Annotated in this window: 17 protein-coding genes; 11 read left to right on the forward strand and 6 right to left on the reverse strand. The window is 51.0% G+C overall.

The features are described 5' to 3' along the window. From CVU71_00165 to CVU71_00175, 3 genes are all read left to right on the forward strand, one after another. Complete coding sequence (locus tag CVU71_00165) at positions 1 to 1,020, forward strand: hypothetical protein (GenBank protein PKN21015.1); 1,020 nt, start codon at positions 1 to 3, stop codon at positions 1,018 to 1,020. A gap of 72 nt (positions 1,021 to 1,092) precedes the next feature. Beyond that, positions 1,093 to 1,971: a radical SAM protein gene (locus CVU71_00170; GenBank protein ID PKN20249.1), complete on the forward strand. Its 879-nt coding sequence runs from the start codon at positions 1,093 to 1,095 to the stop codon at positions 1,969 to 1,971. Positions 1,972 to 2,083: 112 nt separating this feature from the next. Beyond that, the gene (locus CVU71_00175) at positions 2,084 to 2,290 is read left to right on the forward strand and encodes a hypothetical protein (protein PKN20250.1); all 207 of its coding nucleotides are present in this window, start codon (positions 2,084 to 2,086) and stop codon (positions 2,288 to 2,290) included. A gap of 108 nt (positions 2,291 to 2,398) precedes the next feature. On the opposite strand, the gene CVU71_00180 is transcribed toward CVU71_00175, so the two are convergent. The 4 genes from CVU71_00180 to purE all read right to left on the reverse strand — a co-directional run bounded on the left by CVU71_00180 (position 2,399) and on the right by purE (position 13,325). Continuing rightward, positions 2,399 to 10,369, reverse strand: coding sequence for a hypothetical protein (locus CVU71_00180; protein PKN20251.1), 7,971 nt, complete (start codon positions 10,367 to 10,369; stop codon positions 2,399 to 2,401). A 37-nt stretch (positions 10,370 to 10,406) separates the two neighbouring features. Next, positions 10,407 to 12,005, reverse strand: coding sequence for a hypothetical protein (locus CVU71_00185; GenBank protein PKN20252.1), 1,599 nt, complete (start codon positions 12,003 to 12,005; stop codon positions 10,407 to 10,409). Positions 12,006 to 12,177: 172 nt separating this feature from the next. Beyond that, complete coding sequence (locus CVU71_00190) at positions 12,178 to 12,816, reverse strand: threonylcarbamoyl-AMP synthase (GenBank protein ID PKN20253.1); 639 nt, start codon at positions 12,814 to 12,816, stop codon at positions 12,178 to 12,180. After that, the gene (purE, locus tag CVU71_00195) at positions 12,801 to 13,325 is read right to left on the reverse strand and encodes a 5-(carboxyamino)imidazole ribonucleotide mutase (protein PKN20254.1); all 525 of its coding nucleotides are present in this window, start codon (positions 13,323 to 13,325) and stop codon (positions 12,801 to 12,803) included. The genes CVU71_00190 and purE overlap by 16 nt, the downstream gene beginning before the upstream one ends. 212 nt (positions 13,326 to 13,537) lie before the next feature. Between purE and CVU71_00200 the strand changes: the two genes are divergently transcribed. The 8 genes from CVU71_00200 (at position 13,538) to CVU71_00235 (ending at position 22,495) form a co-directional block, all read left to right on the forward strand. After that, positions 13,538 to 14,083, forward strand: a complete 546-nt coding sequence (locus CVU71_00200) for a peptidylprolyl isomerase (protein ID PKN20255.1) — start codon at positions 13,538 to 13,540, stop codon at positions 14,081 to 14,083. Between the two features lie 36 nt (positions 14,084 to 14,119). Continuing rightward, positions 14,120 to 15,166 (forward strand): hypothetical protein, encoded by a 1,047-nt coding sequence (locus CVU71_00205; GenBank protein ID PKN20256.1) that lies wholly within the window; start codon positions 14,120 to 14,122, stop codon positions 15,164 to 15,166. 181 nt (positions 15,167 to 15,347) lie between these two features. After that, on the forward strand, positions 15,348 to 16,076 hold the full coding sequence (locus CVU71_00210; GenBank protein PKN20257.1) for an inosine monophosphate cyclohydrolase: 729 nt from the start codon (positions 15,348 to 15,350) through the stop codon (positions 16,074 to 16,076). Between the two features lie 3 nt (positions 16,077 to 16,079). After that, entirely contained in the window at positions 16,080 to 17,258 is a 1,179-nt protein-coding gene (locus CVU71_00215; protein PKN20258.1) for a 5-aminoimidazole-4-carboxamide ribonucleotide transformylase, read from the forward strand. A 258-nt stretch (positions 17,259 to 17,516) separates the two neighbouring features. Next, on the forward strand, positions 17,517 to 19,334 hold the full coding sequence (locus CVU71_00220) for a hypothetical protein (GenBank protein PKN20259.1): 1,818 nt from the start codon (positions 17,517 to 17,519) through the stop codon (positions 19,332 to 19,334). Continuing rightward, a complete protein-coding gene (locus CVU71_00225) occupies positions 19,327 to 19,758 on the forward strand; it encodes a hypothetical protein (GenBank protein PKN20260.1) in 432 nt (143 codons plus the stop codon). The genes CVU71_00220 and CVU71_00225 overlap by 8 nt, the downstream gene beginning before the upstream one ends. A 210-nt stretch (positions 19,759 to 19,968) precedes the next feature. Then, a complete protein-coding gene (locus CVU71_00230) occupies positions 19,969 to 21,114 on the forward strand; it encodes a hypothetical protein (GenBank protein ID PKN20261.1) in 1,146 nt (381 codons plus the stop codon). A 133-nt stretch (positions 21,115 to 21,247) separates the two neighbouring features. After that, on the forward strand, positions 21,248 to 22,495 hold the full coding sequence (locus CVU71_00235) for a hypothetical protein (protein PKN20262.1): 1,248 nt from the start codon (positions 21,248 to 21,250) through the stop codon (positions 22,493 to 22,495). Positions 22,496 to 22,686: 191 nt separating this feature from the next. Here CVU71_00235 and CVU71_00240 read toward each other — a convergent pair whose 3' ends face one another. After that, entirely contained in the window at positions 22,687 to 23,862 is a 1,176-nt protein-coding gene (locus CVU71_00240; protein PKN20263.1) for an alcohol dehydrogenase, read from the reverse strand. Continuing rightward, positions 23,850 to 24,164 carry an antibiotic biosynthesis monooxygenase gene (locus CVU71_00245; protein PKN20264.1) on the reverse strand — a complete coding sequence of 105 codons (315 nt, stop codon included), beginning with the start codon at positions 24,162 to 24,164 and terminating at the stop codon, positions 23,850 to 23,852. Before CVU71_00245 ends, CVU71_00240 begins: the two co-directional genes overlap by 13 nt. Positions 24,165 to 24,230: the final 66 nt, after the last annotated feature.

Genomic DNA, 24,230 nt, shown 5'->3' on the forward strand with positions numbered 1-24,230 from the left:
ATGATCATACAATGTAAACAGTGCCGCACAAAATTCCGCTTTGATGACGCTCAAATTGTTGGTGATGGTTTGTGGGTGCGCTGCAGCCGCTGCCAGCATGTATTTTTCCAGGATAATCTGAAGAGAATGAATGTGACGGATGATCTGCCGCAAACGAACCCGGCTTCGCCGCAAAATGTTGCAGCCGGAAGAACCGGCGGCAAATTGGCCTTTGAACCGGTACGCAATGATGTCGGTAAAAGCGCTCCGGATGAAGATGTTGCCAGCTTTCTGAATGCCGTAATGGAACCGGAAAAAACCGCAGGTGATAATTTGAAACGGGAATCACGGCAGGCGGACAGGCAAAGTTCGGGCCTGGCGGATATCGAGTTTTCACCGGGCTTTGAAAACCTCGAAGAGATGCACGAATCCGAAGATGCATCCGAAGAAACGACGCCTCCCCCGGTTCGTAAAAAGAGCGGGTTATGGAAAGTTGCGCTCTGGACGATTCTGGTCATTGCCGTTATACCGGCTATCGTCTATTTTGTTGTTTTCCCGCAGCTGGGTGAACGCTATATGAAACTGGGTGAACATTTTGTAAATATCGCTCTCAATGCCGTCGGCGTTTCGCAGCCGACACAAGGTCAGTTTGTAACAGGCCAGGTCAAGCTCCAGGATATCCGGCAGCGGGTGATTAATAATTATATCCTGGGCAATATCCGGGTCGTGGAAGGAACCGCGGTTAACCAGGCCGAATTTTCCATGGCCCGTATCCTTGTTAAAGGAGAGGTCCTGGATGCTTATGCCGTTGTTCTGGGTGAGCGGGTGAGCTACGCGGGAAATGTTTTGACGGAAGAGGAGCTTACCAATCTCTCCGAAGAAGAAATTTTAAAAAGGCTGTCCGTCCCGGCAGGCCTCAATAATTCCAACGACCGGGTCATACCCAACGGACGGATTCCTTTTATGATTATTTTTACCAGGGATGTGCCGGGCATCATCAAGACAACGGTTATGATTGCCGGCGCGGAGCGGCTGCTTTGATTCCATTGCTAAACGAATAAATGATCAGCAAAAGCAAAACCGGTTTTGGGAAGGATTAACAGGTATAATCATTTGAGATACGAAGGTAATATTTTCAGGCCATTCAGCGAGGCCAACAGTTATTTGCTGCAATGCACCGTTGGTTGTTCCCACAATCAATGTACTTTCTGCGGCATGTATAAAGGCGTGAAGTATCGTGTGAGAGAGACCGCCGAGATTATGGAAGACATTCGCATGGCCAAAGATTACTACGGCGATGTGGAAAAAGTATTCCTGTGTGACGGCGACGCGATTGCCATTGAGACGGACACCCTGCTTGCCATCATTAAAACACTCTACTCAACGTTTCCGTCGCTTCGGCATGTCGGCAGCTATGTGGGGCCGCAAAGCACACTTGCAAAATCGCAGGAAGAATTGCGTGCGCTCAGGCTTGCCGGTCTGACCAAGGCCTATATCGGTGTGGAAACAGGCGATGATGAGTTGCTTGCGAAAGTTAAGAAAGGTGTCGGGTATGATGAGATGCTTCAGGCGGGCCGCAATCTGATCGAAGCGGACATCAATCTTTCCGTCATGGTTCTCCTGGGTCTGGCGGGTCCGGGTGAGGCATCTGTCCGGCATGCACTGGCTACGGCCGGAATATGTAATGAAATGAAGCCCCAGTATCTGGCCGCTCTCACCGTCACACCCGTGCCGGGAACGGTCCTTCACCGTCAGGTGCAGAAAGGCGAATTCCAGCTGCTGGATCCTTTTGAAACCCTGGCCGAGATGAAACAGATTTTTGAAAACATAACCATGGATAATCTGAAATTTGTCGGTACACACGCCTCCAACTACCTGCCGATAACCGGTACGCTTCAGAAAGATAAACAAAAAATGATCGCTCTGGTGGACGAAACACTCAAAAACCGCGACGAGCGGCTATTGAGGCCGGACCATTTGCGGGGCCTTTAAACGGATACTTTAGTTAACGTTCCATAGTCAGCGCTGCAACCATGTCATTGGAATCATCGCACCCTGGCTCTGATTTCCGGCAGGGAAGAAACTTTTCCTGTGATGCGCCCCTATGGGATGCACTTCCGATCTCATCCCGATGTTTCGGGATGAGAAATCCTTGTCCCGAAACGCAGTGAGGGATCTTCAGGCTTTTTCCCCGGCATGCGCCGGGTTGTCACCTCTGGTCGATATGACAATGTTTTATTGCAACACCGCAGGATTACCCGTATCAAAAGATTTTCGGGAAGCAGAAATCCACAGGATCATATTTGAATAATAAAATTATCGGGAAGATCGGGTACAGAGGACATTAAGTTCAAAAAGAAGGCGCGTTTTGGGAACGCGCCTTCTTTTATTGCTGTTTAGGGAAAAGTGGCGATGTCTCTTACTTGGCAATACCCGCAGCCGTACCGCTGAACGTGCCGGCTGTTCCACCGCTGGTGCTTCCCGCGGCACCGCCTTTGAAAACAATATTGGTGGACGGGGCTGTCATGGTAGCTGCACCCGCCACCTGGGCGCCCCATTTACCGTTCGTAAAATTTGTTGTCGGCGTGAAGGCCGCGGAGACTCCGGACATGTTGACCATGCTGGTGGGGGTCAGAGCCACGCCGACCGGGGTGGCACCGGACAGACTGCTGACATCATAACTGCCCGTTACGTTATTGGTAGCAAAGAGTCTGGGGGCCTGACCCGTGGAGTAGGCATAGAAGTTAACTCCGGTCATCGTCACACTCAGCGCGTTTCCCGCACCACCGCGTGAACCGGTGAGATCTACCGAACCAACATTAACACACGGGATCTTCATCGCCGCCATAAAGGCGTTCTTTTCCGCATCGGTTGAGAGACTGTTAACCAGGTTCACGAAAGCCGCCGTGCTGATGATGGTTCCATTGCTGGCAACCTGCCAGGTGCTGGCGGCGGGCACGGTGTTGTTGGGGTTGAAAAGGCCTTTCAGGTCGCCGCCCTGAATAGATGTTGTTCCCGCCGTATAATCGGCCTTTGTGGAAAGGTAGCCGGTAGCGGTTGCCGGATTGAAAACACCGTTATGCAGCACTGATCCGCTGCGAACATTGTTCACTGCTGCACTATCCCAGTGGTTGCTGGTGTAAGTGGCTGATGAGTTGGATAATACGCCGGATGCGTAGGATTCATTGGCAGCCATATCCTTGTTGTAAGTGCCGCCGGCAATGAAGCTGTAAACACCGAAATATCCACCATAGGCAGGGCTTAAGAATGTGGATTCAGAGACAGCGTATGACTGAACATAGGGTGTGCCGCCAAAGAAGGGATCGGACGTGCCGGTATAGCCGGAAGAAGTGGATGTCACTAAATTTGAGGCAAAATTAGCCGGCGTCAGGCCGCCTGTCGCGGATGCCAGAAGCTGGTAACCACTGACAGTCCCCGAACCTTTCCAGTAGCCGCTGTCCGTCTGGTTGTTGCCGGCAATTGTTCCATAGAGAACACCCGCCGATCCGTCGGGTTTCAGATAGAGACCCGATATCATGCCGTCAATTGTATCGAACGCAGTCGTCTGTGTGCCGAATGCTCCCCCCAGATAGGCGAAATAAGCTCCGCCAATGGGGGCCGTGGAATTAGTATAGGGAGTCAGGCTGACCAGCGGATTAAAGCTCACGACCGTTGCGGCAAAGAGCTGCCGGGACTTATTGTTGTCAAACGAATCGATATCTCCCATCAGATAGATCGGCGTGGAAGAGTGATTGCCGATATTGGTCCACAGATTTTCCGTGCCGGCCATTATGCCATTGAAATCCGAGTAGTGGTAGCCCAGTTGATCGGTTGGCGTGAGTGTGTTCGTTGTATACGGGTCCACGACCAGGTCAGAGGCCATGGCGGCATTATATTCACCCACTGTGCCGTAGTCGGTGCGGGAATATGTGAAGGTGTCGTCAGCCGTGCCCAGTGTCAGGTCAGCGCCGTAGTCTTGCACCCAGATGTCTTTCTGGTAGGTCACAGCATCCGGCGGGCCCATAATGTTGAAGCGGGTAAACGTTCTGGAATTCAGGCTGCTGCCGCTGTATGTGTAGTAGGTGCTGTTGCCGTAATTAGATGAACTTGACGGATTGTTGTCATACCAGAAGTTATAAGAGTAGGTTAAGGGAACCGAACTGAACCCTGTTTTTGCGGAGGTCATCGCATATCCTTTTCCCTGGATCTCGCTGCTGAAGCTGACATCCTGCGTTTTTACATAAGTGCCCGCTGCCGTGGCCTGCCAGATGCCGGATGTGGTGCCGTCGTAGGTTCCGAGAAGCGATCCTTCCAGGGTGCCGATCTTCTTGTGGGTGATAAAGTCGCCGTTAAATGTTCCCGTCATCTTTCCGCCCGACCATGTGCCGGAGGTGAGTTCGGCATTCCAGTAACCCAGGTCGGCGTATTGAACATTTCCTGCTCCGTAATTGGCCGGGTATTGTCCGAACATGCCCGAACCGAAGAGGCTGGAAGTCCAGGTGGTGGCGCTTGTCGGGTTTTCATAGGCATCGGCCATACCGATCTTCATGGTAAAGATACCCCAGTCCGGCTGACTGGCAATGGAAAACGTTGACCCCATGATGCCGATTGGTGAATAAATTTTGCCGTTTCCACCAAAAGTGCCGTTAAATGTCGAATTGATATTGGCGCCAATATTGCCCCAGAAGATATAGCCGTCCGTCAAGAGGTCGGAAGCGCTAAGTCCCGAAACCTGTGTAGAATAGCGATAGAGAGTTGCCGCGCCTGCTTGATCGGTTGATTCCCACAGATTGATTCCCGTGTAGGAGGCGCCTGTGAAGTTGCCCTTCAAAACCCCGGCGTTTCCTTCGGGATCGACATAGAGACCGATAATCAGGCCGGTGAGCGGATTTTCACTGTAAGTTGTTGCGGTATTGGTGTCCTGAATGACTCCGGTCAGCTTGCCCAAGAAGGCGCCGTTGCCCGCGCCACTGCCATCATAGGACGTCGTTGTATCGAAGATTTGCGAACCGTTATATGGATCGTGGCTGCCCATCAAAATGATATCCATCTTGTTGCCGGAATTGGAACTCCACAGGGATACGTTGTTCAAGGCGCCAAGGATGCCGGTAAAAGCGCCGTTTTGCGTAAGGGCATTGGTTGCCCATGCGGAGTAGGAAGCATAAACGTAGTTGCCGTCGCTTGTAAAGGGTGTCGCGGGATCTGCGACGATCGTTCCGGCAAAATTGGGGGATGTGGCAGGATCGGAAAAATCCAATCCTGTTATGTCGGATGTGTTTCCCGAACCTGCCGCGAAGGTGATTCCCTGACCTTTCGAAATCTTGACCCATTTCCCGTTCGCGTAGTATTGGTAATCGTCAGAGTTAATATAATTGCCGCTTTTACTGCGTACTGATTCAAAGGCGATTGTTTTGGTAACATCGTAGGTGCCTTCTGCCGGCACGAAATAGTGTGTTTCGTATCTCAGGGGTTCGAACCAGGAAGATAAGACGTTCCAGTTCGGCTGCTGGTATTCCCTGCTGTGCACGGTGCCGGAAACGACCCGATACAGGTTGCCGGTGAGTGCGCTGCTGAAAGCGAGCGTTCCGGTTTGTTCGATTTTGCCCATGGCTACCGCCTGCCAGTTGCCGCTGCCGTACACGCCCAGGATATCGCCCGATGTCCTGCCCCACTCAGTCATGCTCAGGAAACGGCCGCTGGTTGTTCCTGCTATCTGTCCGTCAGTCCAGCTTGTGCCGGTGAGACGCGAGATGGAGTAACTCTGGACTTGCCCAAGTACGGTCTCTACCTCACCGGTGGCGCCCGACCAGCCCGCTGCCGGTGTTTCCGCATAAGTACCGCCGGTTTCCGAACGCCACACACCCCAGGCGCCGCCCGTCTGCGTAAAATACATGTCATACGTGTTGGCAACGCCGCTGATGCCGTAAGCGCCGGAAATGGCGGCGACGCGCGGAGTAGACGTTGCCGTAATTTCCGGTGTGACATTTCCTGCTCCGGACGTGTCAATGGCGCTTTTCGCGGATGATGTCATTGCGCCTGCGGTGATTTCCCACATGCCGACCTCGGGATAGAGATTTCCCGTTACCGCCTGTCCGGCTACCGGCCCGGTCGTCAGATAGCCTGCGTCATAATTACCATTCGCGCTGTTCCAGTTGGCATACAGCCCCATCATCTTTCCTTTGAAACTGTTTGTATTCTTGATGCCGCCGAACCAGAGGCTGAGAGAATCGGCAAGGTTCGGAGCATTGAGGTTTCTGGAAATGTTCATCTCAAACAACGGGTAGGTGCTGGCGGCGTAATATTTTCCGATGCCGCTCAGCGGGGCCGCGGCGCCGATGAAGGATGTCGTGCTGCCGATGATGCCGCGCAGAGACAATCCGGTAGGATCGCCATAAACCATCACTGGAATTTCAATACTCGTATCAAAATAACCGCAGCTTCCCCAATCAATAGCGGCGCCGAAGGCAAGAGGTTGGCCCTGATAGGTACCGGCGCTCTGGCCGATCCAGGTGCCGTCGGAGAACCAGCCCGTTTCACCGGCATATACGCTATTGTCCGTATACAATCCATAGAAAGGTCCGTTCATGTCGCCCATATGGGTGGCGGTTATGTACTTGCCGCTCAGGGCGCCTTTGATGGTGCCGTGGGCTGCTTCCGCGGCGTATTCTTTCCAGGAGCCGGTGATGTCCGCAAGCCAGAAGCCATAGTCAGTTCCATTGGTATTGACGCCGAAATATCCATCGGACCCTGTCTTGGCGTTCCAAGTGACGGAGGCGGCCTGAGGCTTGCCTTCGAAGTAGTTAATGCTCCCCCCCTGTCCCAGTTGCAGGCTGTAGATCCCGAAGGGGAGGCTCTTGTAGGTGGTAGAGTCATCGGTGGACAGGTAGGTGATAAACCGGGTCTCGCCGAAAGAGAATCCACCCTTAACGATCCCGACCTTCTGTGACGGGTTGGCGGGATCGGCAAAACTTCCCGCTGCGGATGCATCGATGGTGTTGCTGTTTATACTGGCTGTTACCAGGTCAAAATCAGCAGGCAGGGTCTTTTCAATGGCCGTCAGGCCGGTAGCCGCGTTGCTTTGAACCTGCCACATGCCGTTGTAGCCCCCATAGCCGTCATAAGACATCTCGTAAAAATTACCCGTGAGGTCGCCCGTGATCAGGCCGGTTTTTACAACAGGCACCTCGTTGAGAACTTCTTTTGTGAGGTAAACCGCTGCGACAGTTCCGCCAATAGAACCAGATGCATCATCGGGATTAGCCTTCTCCCAGATTCCGCCGGTGAAAGCATTGAGGTACCGGCCTTCAGAGCTATATACGTCATGAGACATGGAATTGTTCCAGAGGTAGGGGCCCCCGAAACCTCCCGCTCCGTATCCGGAATCGTAATATTGCCCGATGGCCAGAAAATCGTATTTTTGATCCGGACGCACCAGAAAGCCGAAAGCGCCGGAGGCACTGTCATAATACCCGTAGTAGCCGAGGTCATTGTAAAAGAGGCTTTTGTTCAACTGTCCGCCGAAATCGGTGGGTGTGCCCTCGTAAATGCCGACGCTCTGGCCGATCCATGTGCCGGATTCAGTCCCCGTATACAATCCGTAGAAAGGCCCATAGAGGTTGCCGATATGGGTAGGTGTGACATATTTGCCGCTGACTGTTCCGGTGATCTGTCCGCCTGTTAACCATTTGCCTGTTGAAGCGGCGATATTGGCAAGCCAGTAGCCCATATCATAGCTATCATAATTTGAAGAGTTCCATCCAAATTGTCCCGGTCCTCCCAGCTTTGCCGACCAGACGGCCTCGCCTGCTGGCTTTCCGTAAAAGACGTTGGGGCTGGGTCCATTGTTGCCAAAGAGGGCCAGATTATAAACACCCCAGGAAGGGCCACCGTAAGGGTAAGGCTCTGCGTATTGATCGATCAGAAACATGGTCGCAAAAGAGCCGTTTCCCATCATGGAGCCGGTGCCGTTGAAAGACCCTTTCAACATCATGTTCTCTGTAAGCTCGTTATAACCAATCATCCAGTTGGAATTGATCGGATCCCCCGTATAGGTGAGACCGCTGTATGGTCCGAGGGTGCCATTGGCTTTCCACATGCCGATTTCCGGATACAGATCAAGGGAAATGTCGTCGCTGGCCAGTATGCCGGCGGTGGCTGTATATTGATTGCCGCTGACATAGACGCTGGGGGTCATGTAGATTGCCCGGATGGAGCCTTTGCCTTTTTGAATGCTTTCTCCCCAGATACCGGCGGTGGCGCCTTCAAAATATCCCTCTGAAATATCCGTTGAGTTGATTGGTCCTCCCGACAGACTGGTGTTCCAAAGATAATAGGGATAGCCGCCCGTATCATAGTAGTACGTACCCATAGCTTTGAAATCGGTATTCCCCGCCCAGGGCGCCTGCGAGATACCGCCGATCAGGGCTTCATCATGACCGGCCCAGGCCATCTGGCCGTTATTATCGTAATACAAACTTCCTATATCTCCCCAGCGACCGCTGTACTTGAGCGAATCGAGGATGTATGTGCCGGCGGCTATTTCGTTGTAATAATAATGCCCGTAGCCGTCTGAAGAGGTGAGAACGCCCAGCGTGTTCATGCTCATGGTGCCGTAATACCTGTCGTTCATGAAATACATGTAGTTGCTGGTGATCCCGAAATGCCCTGTTTCGGCGTTAAATGTCTGCGTGCTCTGGCCCAGGTAGGCAGACGGCGATGCTGAAAATGGAGAGTGATATTCCATGTAGTATAGCGAATATTCTCCCGTTGCCGTCGGGAAATTACCCAGGCCGCCCGCTCTGGAAAGCGCCCAGGTGGCAAGCAGGCCGCCCGTGGATGTTTCATAGCCCTGGCCGGAGTAACTGGTGGAGCCGGTACTGAAGTATGCAGGGACGGGTAGTGTGCTGCCACCGTATATATCCGGGATTGCGGTGCTGGCGCTGTAACCGGTCTGGCGCGTGATGGTGCCGCTTGCGTTAAGAACGCTTGTGCTTCCGTTGTCCGTGAAATTCGGATCGGAGAGGATACCCTTGATAATGGAAACAGTTCCTCCCTTGTACGTCAGACCCGTGAGCAATCCCGACCAGGAGCCGGGAACGCCCGCAAGATATGCATTATAGCTGCTGCCGTCGCTGAGTGTTCCGGTCAGTGCCGCAGCTTCGGTTGATGCCTGGCCAGTGGCAGTCAGACTCAGGGTGCCGGTATTGGTCGTATCGCCAATGGATCCGGTCATGGTTCCCGACATATTTCCAAGAGTAACCGCTTGCGTGAATGTCGAAAACGTTTCCGTTGCTATTGTTGTCAGTATAATCACCGGTACTATCACCGTGGGAGGGGGCGTGGGAGTAGTCGTTGTCAGCGTCGGGTTTGGTACCGAACCGCCTAATGGCGCGTCACCGCCCAACGGTGTTCCGCCGCCCAACGGTGTCCCGCCGCCCAACGGTGTTCCGCCGCTGCCGGAGTCACCGGTGCTTCCTGTTGTGGAACCGCCTGAACCGGTACCGCCTGTACCGCCGGTGCTGCCCGTTGTCGAATCACCACTGCCGGTGCCGGAGCCACCGGTGCCGCCCGTTGTGGAATCACCGCTGCCCGTACCGGAGCCACCGGTGCTGCCTGAATCACCACTGCCGGAGCCGGAAGAGCTCCCGGATGAAGCGGTTGATCCACTACCGCCCGAGCCGCTGCCTGATCCGGAAGACCCTGCTCCGCCCTTATCCTTGTCATCCCCGTCTTTTTTGGTATCTTTTTTCTTTTCCGACGGAGTTGTATCTTTAAAGAACTTGTTGGTGTCCCCTGATGTTGCAGGTTTTTGTGTCGGAGGTGTGTTGGCGCTGGTGACGACCATCATCTGGCCTGCGGTAATCGGTTTGACGGCATCAGGCCGGCCTTTGCTGTACATATAGCCCGATCCTTCAGCGAATAAGGCGCCGGATACGCCGTTCTGATGGTAACTGTAGAATGTGGTGCCGCGAACACCGCAGACAGCTGTTGGCGTGTGAACTTCATATTTAGAAGCTTCTTTCTGTCCGAACAGCTTGGAAGAAGCGGTGACGACATTCTGTACTTTTCCTCTGAACAGACTGAGAATGGTTGTTCTGCTTGTTTTTCCTAGATTGTATTCTGTCACTTTCAGACGGCTGTTCTCGGCAAGCCTGATGATGCTGCCGTCGGTAAATGTCACTTCGCATTTTGATGCGCTTTTGGTTCGGATGATATCCCCCGCATTGACTGCATCACCGATGGACAACACTTTTGCGGGCTTTCCGGTTACGGTAATATCCACCCGGCCGTCGAGATTGGTTACTTTGCCTGCCGGCGCAGCCTGTCCGATGGCCGCAAAGGTCATCACGATGAATAGAATCATCATCAAGGATGTCAGTTTTGTTTTCATAAATTACTCCTTAAAAAATTGAACCATTAAAAACGGGTTAATACCGGAACTCAAAACCTGCCATATAGATGTCACGGCTGTATGAATTTACGGGCATATTGGAATCAACCTCTGTTGCACTATACTGGCAGATGAGGCTGCCGTGCTTCCAGAATGCCCAGTTCAAACCGACGGAACCATTGTAAGTAGCATCTTTTCTTTTTCTTTTACCAACTGGTGTGGTGCCGTCCGCTTCCTGATAAGACTGCTCATATGAATAAGTCTGGAGATAAACACCCCCGGTCACCTGGAGACTCAGAAGACCATATTTATTTGCCGTTTCCTGAGAAAAAAGCGGAATGCTGATGTTGCCGGTCAGTCTTGTGCCCGTGTTATCCCACAGCATTCCATCAGCGTGATCTATATTATATTCAGCGCGCAGATTGAAAAAGCCGTTCGGCATATACAGCCAGATCCAGCTCAGGTAAGTTTTAGGTCCTTCCGCATCTCTCACATTGTCGGGACCCGTATATTTCTGGTTGTCGTAATCTTTCTTTTCATAGCCGATGTACCATTCAACGATGTTTGTTTCATTCACCAGAAACTTTATCGACGGGCCGTAAGTGTAATAGTGCATATATTGCCTGTAACCCGGAGAGGAATCGGCCGTCGGGACAAGGGCTGAATCCGTCCGAAGCAGGAAATTTGTATAACTGGCATTGAAATTGACGGCCCAACGGCCGAAATTATACCCCGGCGCTATCGAAACGGAATTGGCCAGAGAATCATGGGAATGGGTGTGTTGCGAGTTTACAAAGGATGCCAACGTATAGGAGGCGTTAAAAAGCCAGGGACCTTCTATTCTCGGCGTAAAGTCAACCCGGACAGACGAGTTCAGAGTGGTGCCTTTCTCGCCGTCGAGACCTACAGAGAGGGCGTCACTTTTGGGTTTGGAAATAATGTTCGTATCGTAGCCGACCAGAGCGCTGAGCGTCAGATGCAGCGGCCGGTGCGTTTTGATGGCGCTGTCAATAATGTCCTGGTATTGCCTGGCGAAGCCGGCCAGGTCCGAAACGGGATTCTGGGTAATGGATAAATTGAGGCTTTCCTTGGCCTTGCTGAGCATTCCTTCCTTCATATAAGCTACCGCGATTTGGAAATCAGCCGCTTGAGCAAATGTGGCGTCGAGCCGCTTTGCTTTTTCAAAAGACGCAACGGCATCATTATTTTTGTTTTCTTTCAGTAAGATTAGTCCCTTGAGAAAGGCAATTTTGGCCGGAATAATAGTTTCGCCTTCGGCTATCGCAAGATATTGCCTGGCTTCAGCAAGTTTATTCAACTGGTACAAAACATCAATCAGCTCCACGTAGGCTTCTTTGATTTTGGGGGTCAGGGTGACGGCATCCCGCAGGTGTTTTTCCGCGTTCGGTAAATCGTTGGTTCGTTTATAAGCCATGCCCAGAACGAAGGCCGCCATGGATGAACCGGCATCGGCGGCTCTGGCTTTTGTTAAGGTCTCTATGGCTTCTTCGAGATTTTCCTCCTGATACTGCTTGATGCCTTCTTCCAGGAGGGGGTTTGGAGTTTGACAAAAAGCCGGATAATGACAGATAATCGATAAGAGAAATATACTGATTATTAAAACAATTTTTTTCATCGAACCCTCCGCTTCGCAAATGAAATAATCACCATAAATTTATTTATCGAATATTAGTAAATTCGTTTCTAATTTATTGCTCCAAAAAACAATGAATGTCAATAAAAAAATATTATTACGAAATGGAATTTAGTAAGTGAAATAAAATAGTTAATGATGGAGAGAAGAGAAATTACAGGAAATTTCCATACGTAGCCAGACAGGGACGGCTGATGACCCCTTCACGCAGGATTTGCGGAGGATCAGAGGTGACGTCGATTATGGTGGAGCCTTTGCCCCCGGCCGTCTTTCCCCAATCAACAACCGCGTCAATTTTATTGCCGATTTGTCCGATAACTTCGAAGGCCGTGGAGCACTCCGGCGCACCGGATAAATTAGCGCTGGTTGCGGTTAGCGGGTGGCCCAGGTTCCGCGCCATGTTCATTGCGCAGGCGTTGCTGGAAACACGCACTCCGATTTTGCCGGTTTGCGCGGTCAGAAGCGGTGATGTTTCAGCGGCAGCTTTAAAAACGATGGTCAACGGGCCCGGCCAGAATGACTGCATCAGCTTTAAGGCGCGGGCAGGCACTTCTTCAACAAGCGGGAAGAGATTTTTTTCGCAGTCGATGATCACGGAAATCGGATTGGTGAAATTCCTGCCTTTGATGTCGTATATTTTCCGGATGGCTTTTTCGTTTGCCGCATCAACGCCCAGTCCATAAAAAGTTTCCGTAGGATAGGCGATGACGCCTCCGGCCGTTAAAATTTCCACAGCGCGGGATAAGACGGCTTCTTCGGAATTATCTCCGTCGATTTTCAGGATTTCCGGCATGAAAGGGTTGCCTGCTTTTTTTCCACATCCAGCGCCATTTTTTTAATGTAGGCGGACAGCTTCGAGCTGATCTTCTTATCTTCCAGCGCCAGAATGCGCACGGCGTACAGAGCGGCGTTTTTCGCGCCGGCTTTGCCTATGGCCATTGTGGCAACCGGTATGCCGCCCGGCATCTGCACGGTGGAAAGCAAGGCGTCCAGACCATGAACGGCCGTTGCATCAATCGGCACCCCGATCACCGGCAGCTGTGTTTGTGAGGCGATTACACCGGCCAGATGTGCGGCGGCGCCCGCCCCGACAATGATGATTTTCACGCCGCGTTTGGCAGCAGCTTCAGCAAACTTTGCCGTTCTTTCCGGCGTCCGGTGGGCCGAAGTTAAAAAAAGCTCGTGAGAAATACCGAACTCTTCCAGAATTTTTGTTGCTTCGGTCATGACGGACAGATCCGAGTCGCTGCCCATGACCACACTGACGACTATGTTTTTCCGGATGGGGCTTTTTGCCTTCATGCAGGCTCCTTAATGTTTGGAATATTGCACACCGGTTACGATCATGGCCGTGCCTGGTTCATGGACCGGATTTACGCGATCGGCATACAGACATGAAATTAATGCGCAATTTTGGCATTCCTTAACGCACTTAAGTGAGTTTTGCAAGATGGTTTTTGCCTTGACATATCCGGCGATAATATCTAAAGTTTCAGCACCTATCTTAAAAGGAGATGATCATGAAAAGTAAACTCATAGCCGTTATTGAAACAGATAAAGGCACCATCCGCCTGAAGTTATTTACGGATCAGGCGCCTGTGACCGTGGGCAATTTTGTAAATCTGGCGCGGCGCGGATATTACAACAATTTAAACTTCCACCGGGTGATTCCCGATTTTATGATTCAGGGCGGATGCCCGGCGGGCGACGGCCGCGGCGGGCCCGGTTATAAATTCGGGGATGAATTTGTCAAGGAACTGCGCCACAGCAAACCGGGCATTTTGTCCATGGCCAATGCGGGCCCCCAGACCAACGGCAGCCAGTTTTTTATCACACACGTGCCCACTCCCTGGCTTGACGGCAAGCATACCGTGTTTGGCGAGGTGGTGAGCGACATCGATCAGGAAATTGTCAATGCGATCGCGCAGGGCGATAAAATCCGTTCCATCACGATCGAGGGCGATATCACGGAGCTGATGGAAAGTGTCAAACCGATGGTTGATAAATGGAATGCCGCGCTGGATGCGAATTTCCCCAAATTGCCTAAAGTTCCGTCATAGAACTTTCCAGTGCGGTTGAAAACCGGAGAGGCGATTGTGAGACATATTCAAACGACCCCCGCCCGGATGGTGGAGGAAGACGGATCGATTAACTTCGGTACTTTCCGCATGCCGTTTCGGAATGCCAATCTTCCTTCTGCGCCATTGTATTCTTTTCCTGCGCCCGGCTTCTGGAAGAATTTTCGCCTGAAGGAATGGCAGCATTACGGCATCATCACCCCGACGCATTATTTCGGCATGGTGATCTTTGATGCCAAGTTCACGGGCGTTTCCTTTTTCTATGTCTATGATCGATTAAAGAATACCCGGTTTGAACATACCCGGCAGGCATGCAAAAAAAACGCGGTGCATACAGCCTCGCAGTTGTATGATGATGCCTGCTGGTTTGATGCCAAAGGCTATCGTCTGCGCTTTGAAAACAAGTTGGATCAGGGGGTCCACCGGATATTGATCGATATCGATCGATATAAAAACCGTCCGGCTGTCCAAGGCGAAATAACCGTTCATGAAGATTTGAAGGTTGTTGAGCCATTGGTTCAGGTTTCCCCGATCACCCGAACCCGCCCGTTTTATACTCATAAAGCGGCCGTTCCCGCGTCCGGCAGTATGGTGGTGGACTCTGAAGAAATTATTCTGAACCGGAATTCAACCATTGCGCTCATCGATGATCAAAAAACCTATTATCCTTATGTCAGCTTTTGGAAATGGGCTACAGCCGCAGGTTTCAGTGATGAAGGGAAGCTGCTGGCCTTCAATCTCTGCCAGAATATGATTGCCGATGATGAAGAATTCAATGAAAACTGCTTCTGGATGGATGGCAGGATTTCCTGTCTGACGGCCGCGCGCTTCGACTTCGGCGATGTCATGAAGCCCTGGAAAATAAAAACCACGGACGGAAAACTGGATCTGTCTTTTGTCCCGTCAGGCGAGCGGGCTGAAAAAATCAACACTGCCGGTATCATCCGTTCCGATTTTCATCAGCCCTTCGGCCTTTACAGCGGCAGTTTTAAAGACGATCAGGGCATAATCCATCCCATCAAAGATTTGTTCGGCCTGACGGAGCATCACATTACCCGATACTAGGCGGATAACGTTTCAATCCGTAATAACCGCCGTTTAAGTCCGGATAAAATCATCAACATATCGCTTTTTATTGTGAAAATTAATATTTTACCCAAATCCAGTTGACATACGAATCTTCTCTTCATATACTCCCGCAACCAAAAATTGATACCTTATCCATAACCAAGGAGAGAAATAAAAAATGAAAGAGAATTTATACGAGTATCTGGCCTCAAACGATTATCCGGGCCGTGGCATCTGCATCGGGCTTACGCCGGGCGGCAAAGTGATGATTGCCTACTTTATCATGGGCCGGAGCGTCAACAGCCGCAACCGCGTGTTTGATCCCATTGACGGCGGCATCCGCACCAAGGCTGCCGATCCTTCCAAAATGACGGACCCGCATCTGATTATTTACAACCCCGTTCTGACGCCGGACGATATGACTATTGTAACCAACGGCGACCAGACTGATACCATCCGTCATTTTATCGTCCGTAATGATTATCCCGGCTTCGGCTTTGAAGCCGCGCTTTTGACCCGGACCTTTGAAGATGACGGACCCAACTGGACGCCCCGCATCTCCGGCGTGGTGGATATGAGAACAGGCGGCTACAAGCTCAGTATTTTGAAAAGCTGCGGTGGAAATGAAAAAAGCGTCCAGCGCTTTATATTTGATTATTCGCACCCGCTGGAAGGCGAGGGACACTTTATCAGCACTTACAAGTGTAACGGCACGCCGATTCCCAGCTTTGCGGGCGAGCCGTTGCGCGTCGCCATTGACGAGGAAGATCCCAATGAATACGCAGGCAAGCTGTGGGAGGCCCTGAACGAAGACAACAAGGTGAGCCTGTTTGTTCGCGCCATCGACGTTGCGACGGGGACATACGAAGACGTCATCATCAACAAATACAAAACAGTGGAGGGATAGTCCATGAACGAATTAGCGCTTAAATACGGCTGCAACCCCAATCAGAAGCCTGCCCGGATCTTCATGGCGGACGGCAGCGAGCTGCCGGTTACCGTGTTAAACGGCAAGCCCGGCTACATCAACTTTCTGGATGCATTAAACAGCTGGCAGCTGGTGAAAGAACTGAAAGAGAATACCGGTATGGTTGCCGCAGCTTCTTTTAAACATGTTTCTCCCGCCGGCGCCGCTCTGGGTTACCCCTTGAACAATGTCCTGCGCAAAATGTATCACATCGATCTCAAAATGAAGCTGTCTGACCTGGCCTGTGCCTATGCGCGCGCCCGCGGCGCGGACCGCATGAGCAGCTTCGGTGACTGGATCGCGCTCTCCGATGTGTGCGACGTGCCTACGGCGAAGATCATCAAAACCGAGGTCACCGACGGCATCATCGCCCCCGGCTATGAACCCGAAGCACTGGAAATTCTGAAGTCCAAGAAGGGCGGCAATTACAATGTGGTGACCATTGATTTAAACTATGTCCCCACTCCTCTGGAGCACAAGCAGGTATACGGCATTACCTTTGAGCAGGGCCGCAATGATCTGAAGATCGACAACCGCATGCTGGAAAACATGGTGACGGAAAACAAGACGCTGACCGATGCGCAGAAGCGCGATCTGGTGCTGAGCCTGATCGTTCTGAAATACACGCAGTCCAATAGTGTCTGCTACGTGCAGGATGGCCAGGTCATCGGCGTGGGCGCGGGCCAGCAGAGCCGCATTCACTGCACGCGGCTGGCCGGCCAGAAGGCCGACAACTGGCAGCTCAGGCACATGCCCAAAGTGCTGAATCTGCCTTTCCGCGACGATGTTGCCAAACCCAATCGCGACAATGCCACCGATGTTTACCTGGGCGAGACCCCGGAAGACGTCATCGGTGACGATGTCTGGGCCGAAACCTTTACCCGCCAGCCGAAACCTCTGACCAGAACGGAAAGGAAAAAATGGCTGGCGAAAGTCACCGGTGTTTGTCTGGGCAGCGACGCCTTTTTCCCCTTCGGCGACAACATCGAGCGCGCCCACCGCAGCGGTGTGACGGCCATTGTCGAGGCGGGCGGTTCCATCCGCGACCAGCAGGTGATTGACACCTGCAACAAATACGGCATTGCCATGGCATTTTGCGGCCTGCGTCTGTTCCACCACTAGGCTGTTCTCAAGGGTTTTCAAAAAGCCGGGCGAGTCCGAAAGACTCGCTCCGGCTGTTCCTCAGGCTGCTTACGGCCTGTTTGCCTTTCATGCGGGCTCATGATTCCTGCACTTCACAACGCAAAAGGAAGTTCTCAGCCATTTCCGGGCAATCAATACCTCATGCCGGTCTGAATCAGCCCGAATAATTATATTTTAATAGTCGCTTGAATATGTTATCAGAACCCCTCTTGAAAAGGAGTTCAACGTAAATTCAATATGAATATTTTAGGCATATCGGCATTTTATCATGACAGTGCTGCCTGTTTGGTACGTGATGGCGAAATTATTGCGGCGGCACAGGAAGAACGTTTTACCAGAAAAAAACATGATTCTTCTTTTCCGCTGAAGGCGATCAATTATTGTCTGGAAGCGGGAAATATCAAGAGTGAATCCATCGATTATATTGCATTCTATGATAAGCCTTTTATAAAATTCGAGCGCATTCTGGAGACTTATCTGGCCTTTGCTCCGGTAGGCATTCAATCGTTTATCATGGCCATTCCTCTCTGGATCAAGCAGAAGCTGTGGATGAAGGAATTCATCAAAGAGCAGCTGGGGTATGAAGGGAAAATCATCTTCCCTGAACATCATGAATCCCACGCGGCTTCAGCCTTCTTTGCATCGCCTTTTCCCGAAGCTGCCTTTCTGACCATTGACGGCGTCGGCGAATGGACGACCACCAGCTACGGCGTCGGTAAAAATAATCAAATCAATATTCTTTCTGAAATTCATTTTCCTCATTCGCTGGGGCTGCTCTATTCGGCCTTTACTTACTACACCGGGTTTAAAGTCAATTCCGGCGAATATAAAGTGATGGGTCTGGCGCCTTATGGCCGGCCCGTATATAAGGATTTAATCCTCTCGGAGTTGATGGATTTAAAGGAAGACGGGTCATTCAAACTGAACATGCAGTATTTCAACTATTGCGCGGGGCTGACCATGACCAGCAGGAAGTTTGACAAACTTTTCGGCGGGCCGCCGCGCAAACCGGAATCGCAGGTTACCCAGAGAGAAATGGATCTGGCCCGTTCCGTTCAGGATGTCACGGAAGAAGTGATGCTGCGGATGGCGCGTCACATCCATCAGGAAACAAAACAGAAGAACCTTTGTCTGGCGGGGGGGGTGGCGCTCAACTGCGTGGGAAACGGCAAGGTGCTCCGGGAGGGCCCCTTTGATAATATATGGATACAGCCCGCAGCCGGTGACGCGGGGGGAGCCTTGGGCGCAGCACTCTTTGCCTGGTATCAATATCTGGATCATGAGCGGAAAGCTGACGGTCAAACAGATTTTATGAAGTCGTCCTGCCTCGGTCCTGAGTATAGCGATGATCAGATTCTCCAGTACCTGGATGCCAAGAAAATCCCTTATGAAAAGTTGTCTCCCGATGAAATGCCCGCCGCCATTGCCGATTTGATCGCCTCGGAAAAAACAATCGGATGGTTCCAGGGAAGAATGGAGTTCGGGCCGCGCGCTCTGGGCGCCCGTTCCATTATCGGCGATGCCCGTTCCCCTAAGATGCAGGAGATTATGAATCTTAAAATAAAATTCCGGGAGAGCTTCCGTCCCTTCGCGCCCAGCGTCCTGCGGGAAAGAGCGGCCGAGTTCTTCGACATTGACACTGAAAGTCCCTATATGTTAATAGTCGCGCCGGTTAAAGAGACTATCCGCAGAGTAATGACCCGGCAGGAACAGGAGTATTTCGGACTGGATAAACTGCATGTCGTTCGTTCCAGCATCCCGGCGGTGACCCACGTGGACTACTCCGCCAGAGTGCAAACCGTAACCAGGGAAAGCAATCCGGTATACTACGACATGATGGCCAGATTTTCCGAGAAGTACGACTGTTCAGTCATTATTAATACCTCTTTCAATGTCCGGGGGGAACCGATCGTCTGTACGCCGGAAGATGCCTATTTGTGTTTTATGAGAACCAACATGGATTATCTCATTATGGGCAATTATCTGTTAAATAAAGAAAAACAAAAGCCGCTGGGCGAAGATATCAATTGGCAGAAAAAGTACGAAAATGACTAGGGACATTGCAATTTTCGAAGAAATTAAAAATATCAAAGGCGTTAAATCCGACTGGAAAAAATTCGGAATTACGATGGGCATCATTCTGGCGCTGATCGGATCTTACCTGCTCTGGAAGAAAAATAACTACTTCGAATATTTATTTTTTATTGCCGCCGCTTTTTTGATTTCCGGTTTAATGCTTCCCGTTGTGCTGAAGCCTGTTTATAAGGCATGGATGGCTCTGGCCGTGGTCATGGGTTTTATCATGACCAAAGTCATCATGGCTTTTATCTTCTTCCTGATCGTTACACCGATTGGTTTGATCGCCCGTCTGACCGGAAAAAAATTTCTGGATATGAAATTGGATAAGACCGCAAAAAGTTATTGGATGCCCAGAGCAAAAACGCAAATGGTGAAATCCGATTATGAAAGACAGTTTTAATTTAAATTAATTGTATCGAGGTATCAGCCGGCATGAGCAAATTATCAATAGTACTGGAGTTCTGGGATTTCTTAAAAGTCAGAAAAAAATGGTGGCTTGCTCCTATTGTCTTTTTCCTGCTGCTGATCGGCGTGCTCCTGGTGCTGGCTGAGGGATCGGCGGTGGCGCCTTTTATCTATACATTATTTTAAATTTTCAATGTGAACAGCCATGAATCGTTTAAAAAAGAATCTTCCCAACATCCTTCTGCTGCTGGCTTCTTTGATTATTTGCATTGCCGCCGGGGAAGTTCTTCTGAGGATTTACAATCCGTTCGAGTTCAGCGTGAAGGGTGAAAAGATCATCCTGAGAGCCTATAAGAAAAATACCATTTTTACCGAGCATGGTAATCTGTATAATAACAAACTCGATGCTAAAATAATTTATACAAAAAATTCTATCGGCTTTCGGGGGGATGAACCCCCAAAGGATCCTGAGAAATACCTGTCTATTATTGCGGTAGGCGGCAGTACGACGGAGTGTCTGCTGTTATCCGATGGAAAAGACTGGCCTGCCGTCCTGAAAACCATATCGAAGAAGGATATTCCGCTGGTGTGGGTCAATAATGCCGGGATTGACGGCCATTCCACTTACGGACATGCCATCCTGATGGAAGATTATATAACAAAAATAAGACCCAAAATGGTTCTTTTCCTCATGGGGCTCAACGATATCGGACTCGAAAAAATCAAGTCGTTTGATGAAAAAACCATGATCAAAAAGACAGGCCTGGTCAGCCTGAAGGATTATTTTGAGGCCATAACAGACCAGTCCGAAATTTTACAGTTCGGCAGAAACATCGACCGGTGGCGCAGAGCCAAAGCACGCCAGCTGGACCATCATCAGATTGATGTGGCAACGCTGGGATATATGGATTTGGAAGAAAGAAGTATGGTAGAAAAAAGATTATCGGATGAGAGTAAATTTCTGGTTCCTTTTGAAAAGCGGCTGGAAAATTTAGTAAAGATATCCAGAAAAGCAAACATTGTTCCGGTATTTATCACACAACCGGCTCTTTACGGTCACGGCATTGATCCGGTCACCGGAGTTGATCTGGGAAAAATAAAAATGCCGGGCGGTTCCAGCGGTTCTCTCAACTGGCAAATTCTTGAATTATACAATCAGAAAACCAGGCAGGTTGGAAAGAAACATGATGTGCCGGTTGTCGATCTTGCGGCCAGGATGCCTAAAAATTCGAATTTGTACTATGATCTGTTTCACTTTACCAATCAGGGAGCGGAAGCTGTGGCCAGCATCATTTTTAATGACTTAAAGCCGCATATCCAAAAAAACTTCCCGCAGTATATCCAAAAATGACATCTTATCGCCCCGGGCAATTAATTGATGCTGATCGCAATAGTTATCGGGGCAGCCGTGCTTCTTATTTTTGTGAGGTTGCTTTCATCCGGATCCGGTTGTAGACTCTGCCATTACAGTATAGCGAGGCGCCATGAAGTTCGATAAATATCATATTTCAGAAGACATCAAACACAACCTTGAAAAGCTCGGCTTCAAGAGGCCGACGGATATCCAGTTCAAATCCATTCCATCCATTCTGAACGGAGAAGACGTTCTGGCCATCGCCCAGACGGGAACCGGTAAAACGGCGGCTTTTGCCATTCCTCTGATTGACAGGATTCACCGGGGGAAAAGCAGCAAGCGCGATACGGGGATCAAAGGCCTTGTCATGGTTCCGACCCGTGAACTGGCCATGCAGATCGGCGAGGTCTTTACCAGCATCGCGAAGCATACCAAGGTCAAGACGTTTGCCCTGATTGGCGGTGTCGAACAAAATGCGCAGCTGGCCAGGCTGCAGGAAGGCATCGACATTCTGATTACCACCCCCGGGCGAATGTTTGATCTCATCCATCAGGGTTATATCGATCTGACGCGCATCGAGACGCTGGTTCTGGATGAAGCCGATCATATGCTGGATCTGGGTTTCATCAAGGACATTCAATACGTCAAAAAAATGCTCTCCCGGAGGCATCAGACGCTTTTCTTCTCGGCGACCATTAATCCGGAAATTAAGAAGCTGGCTTTTTCTCAGATTAAGAGCACGGCCATCCGCATTCAGATATCCCCCGATGATCCGGTCTCGGCCAATGTTTCGCATGCGGTCGTGTTTGTAGAAATGGATGATAAACGATTCTTTCTGGAGAGCTTCATCCGGGAAAATCCTGACAGCAAAATCATCATTTTTGTTCGAACCCGTGTCCGCGCGGAGCGGGTTGCCAAAGCCATGGAGCGTGTCTCGATTTCCTCGATCACGATCCACGGCGAGAAGGATCAGGGTGAAAGATCCGAGGCCATGAACATGTTCAAGGGGGGTGGCTGCCGGATTCTCATTGCCACGGATGTCAGCGCGCGCGGCATTGACATTCCGGATGTCGATTATGTGATCAACTATGATCTGCCCGACAAAGTGGAGAATTATGTTCACCGGGTCGGCAGAACGGGACGGGGTGTCAAGAAAGGCATAGCGCTTTCCTTTTGCAGTGAAGAGGAAAAAGAGCTTCTCGCCGGAATCCAGCAGTTTCTGAACAAAGAAATCGAAGTGATCAAAGTTGGCAAAAAAGATTATGCGAGGACCCTGGAGATTACCCAAAAGAAGACAGACACCGGCGTGATGGCGCTGATCGAGGACCATGAGGCCTGGCTCACGGCAAAGAAGAAAAAAACCTCCCGGAAAAAGTAAGGGAAGGGGCGGCGTTTGCGCTGGAAATGGAGTAAACCGACACGCATGCGAAGGACGCAATATGGTGGACGATCAAAGCCCGTGTCCCGTGGCGCCGGTTCCCAGATTACTGATCCGTTTAATATCCTCCGCTTGCATGGTGCTTTTTTCCCCTCTTATTCGGGTGAGATGATTATCCTGCGATGATTATTTCAGCGAATGGTTTCCAGAATGACTTTCATTTCTTTCGGGGTAAGAAGGGCCGGGCTGTTTTTGCTGTCCGCCACGGAAATGATTTTTTCAATGTCCGAAGACGTTACGCCGAAAAAGGAAAGCTGCGGCAGCTTTAAAGCCTGTGTCCACAGGTGAAGCGCATCCAGAAAATGCCTGCAGTAAAAGGCATCATCATCGCCTCCGTGACCCGCGAATAATCTTCCGATGTCGGCAAACCGCTTCTGTGCGGCTATATTGTTTTCATCAATAATTTTTTTGATCACAAAAGTCATGACCGGAAACAGAAGCTTCCCGCAGGCCACACCATGCGGCACCGGGCATAGTCCGCCCAGCGGTCCGGCTATGCCGTGCACGGCGCCCAGTCCGGCCCGGTTGAGTGTAATCCCCGAAACCAGCGCCGCATAAGACATCTTCTCGCGCAGCGCAGGATCGTTGCCGCGGTCAAGGCAAAGCGGCGGCAGGCTTTCCAACGCAAGGGCAAGCGCCTTTAACGCCAGCGAATCGGTGGAAACGTCCGCCCTGACTGATGTGTAAGCTTCAATCAATTGCGAGATGGCATCCAGTCCGCAGGTGATGGTAATCGACCGCGGCATCGTCAGCGTCAATCTGGGATCGACCACCGCGGCATCCGGCATATAGGCGTCATGACGGAGTGATTTTTTATAGCCCGCTTTCCGGTCACAGATGACGGCGTTATTGGTAGCTTCACTTCCCGTGCCGGCGGTTGTCGGAACGGCAATAAAAGGAATTTTGACGCCGGACGGTTTTTGGGTTCCGACACCTTCCAGATAGTCCTTGACGGAACCTGTCTCGGCCAGCATGGCGGCAACCGCTTTGCCGCAGTCGATGACGCTGCCGCCGCCGATGGCCACAACGACATTAACGGGCGCTTTGCGATATTCACCGGCAATCGCATCAATCGCTTCCGCGGTGGGTTCACCTCGGACGGAGATTGCTTTGAATCTGATTTGAGCCCGGTTAAGCTGCATCGTAAGCGCTCCCCAGCGGCCGGACGCCTTCAACGATTCGCCGCCGGTGATGATGAGCGCCTGACGGCCATAGGAGGAGATGATTTCAGGAAGCCGGGAAAATGTATCAGCGCCAAAAAAAATTTTGGGGAGCGAGGCGAGATTTAAGGTGTTTATCGATTCCATGCGGATTTTTCCAGGGGCGCCAGAACATTATGGGCGAAACCTTCACGGGGTTTGGCCATCCAGGTTTCAACCGTATCGCGCCACTTGCAGTAATGTGCGGTTTTTTTATGCGCGGCGGCCGCCTCGTCTGTCTCATAGGCCTCATACAAAGTGAATGCCGCAGGGTTATCCCGGTGTTGTAAGACGTCAAACCGCAGATTTCCTTTTTCTTTGATCGAATGCCGATGATTCTCAAGGGTTGCTAGAATAAACTGATCAACATTTTCCGGCTGAACGACAATATTAACAACGGTAACAATCATGAAATTTCTCCTGTCCGGGGATTTTCATATCAGAATAATTCATGCCGTCCAAGCAAAAACCGGCGC

It is taken from the genome of Deltaproteobacteria bacterium HGW-Deltaproteobacteria-6 (assembly GCA_002840435.1).
GTDB lineage: Bacteria > Desulfobacterota > Syntrophia > Syntrophales > Smithellaceae > UBA8904.

Bases quoted from the DNA above. Each gene is read 5' to 3' on its own strand.
- CVU71_00175 (PKN20250.1), top strand. From the start codon at position 2,084: ATGGGATGCACTTCCGATCTCATCCCGATGTTTCGGGATGAGAAATCC.
- CVU71_00190 (PKN20253.1), bottom strand. From the start codon at position 12,816: ATGCCGGAAATCCTGAAAATCGACGGAGATAATTCCGAAGAAGCCGTC.
- CVU71_00225 (PKN20260.1), top strand. From the start codon at position 19,327: ATGACTAGGGACATTGCAATTTTCGAAGAAATTAAAAATATCAAAGGC.
- CVU71_00230 (PKN20261.1), top strand. From the start codon at position 19,969: ATGAATCGTTTAAAAAAGAATCTTCCCAACATCCTTCTGCTGCTGGCT.
- CVU71_00220 (PKN20259.1), top strand. From the start codon at position 17,517: ATGAATATTTTAGGCATATCGGCATTTTATCATGACAGTGCTGCCTGT.
- CVU71_00235 (PKN20262.1), top strand. From the start codon at position 21,248: ATGAAGTTCGATAAATATCATATTTCAGAAGACATCAAACACAACCTT.
- CVU71_00180 (PKN20251.1), bottom strand. From the start codon at position 10,369: ATGAAAACAAAACTGACATCCTTGATGATGATTCTATTCATCGTGATG.
- purE (PKN20254.1), bottom strand. From the start codon at position 13,325: ATGAAGGCAAAAAGCCCCATCCGGAAAAACATAGTCGTCAGTGTGGTC.
- CVU71_00185 (PKN20252.1), bottom strand. From the start codon at position 12,005: ATGAAAAAAATTGTTTTAATAATCAGTATATTTCTCTTATCGATTATC.
- CVU71_00245 (PKN20264.1), bottom strand. From the start codon at position 24,164: ATGATTGTTACCGTTGTTAATATTGTCGTTCAGCCGGAAAATGTTGAT.
- CVU71_00165 (PKN21015.1), top strand. From the start codon at position 1: ATGATCATACAATGTAAACAGTGCCGCACAAAATTCCGCTTTGATGAC.
- CVU71_00240 (PKN20263.1), bottom strand. From the start codon at position 23,862: ATGGAATCGATAAACACCTTAAATCTCGCCTCGCTCCCCAAAATTTTT.
- CVU71_00210 (PKN20257.1), top strand. From the start codon at position 15,348: ATGAAAGAGAATTTATACGAGTATCTGGCCTCAAACGATTATCCGGGC.
- CVU71_00200 (PKN20255.1), top strand. From the start codon at position 13,538: ATGATCATGAAAAGTAAACTCATAGCCGTTATTGAAACAGATAAAGGC.
- CVU71_00215 (PKN20258.1), top strand. From the start codon at position 16,080: ATGAACGAATTAGCGCTTAAATACGGCTGCAACCCCAATCAGAAGCCT.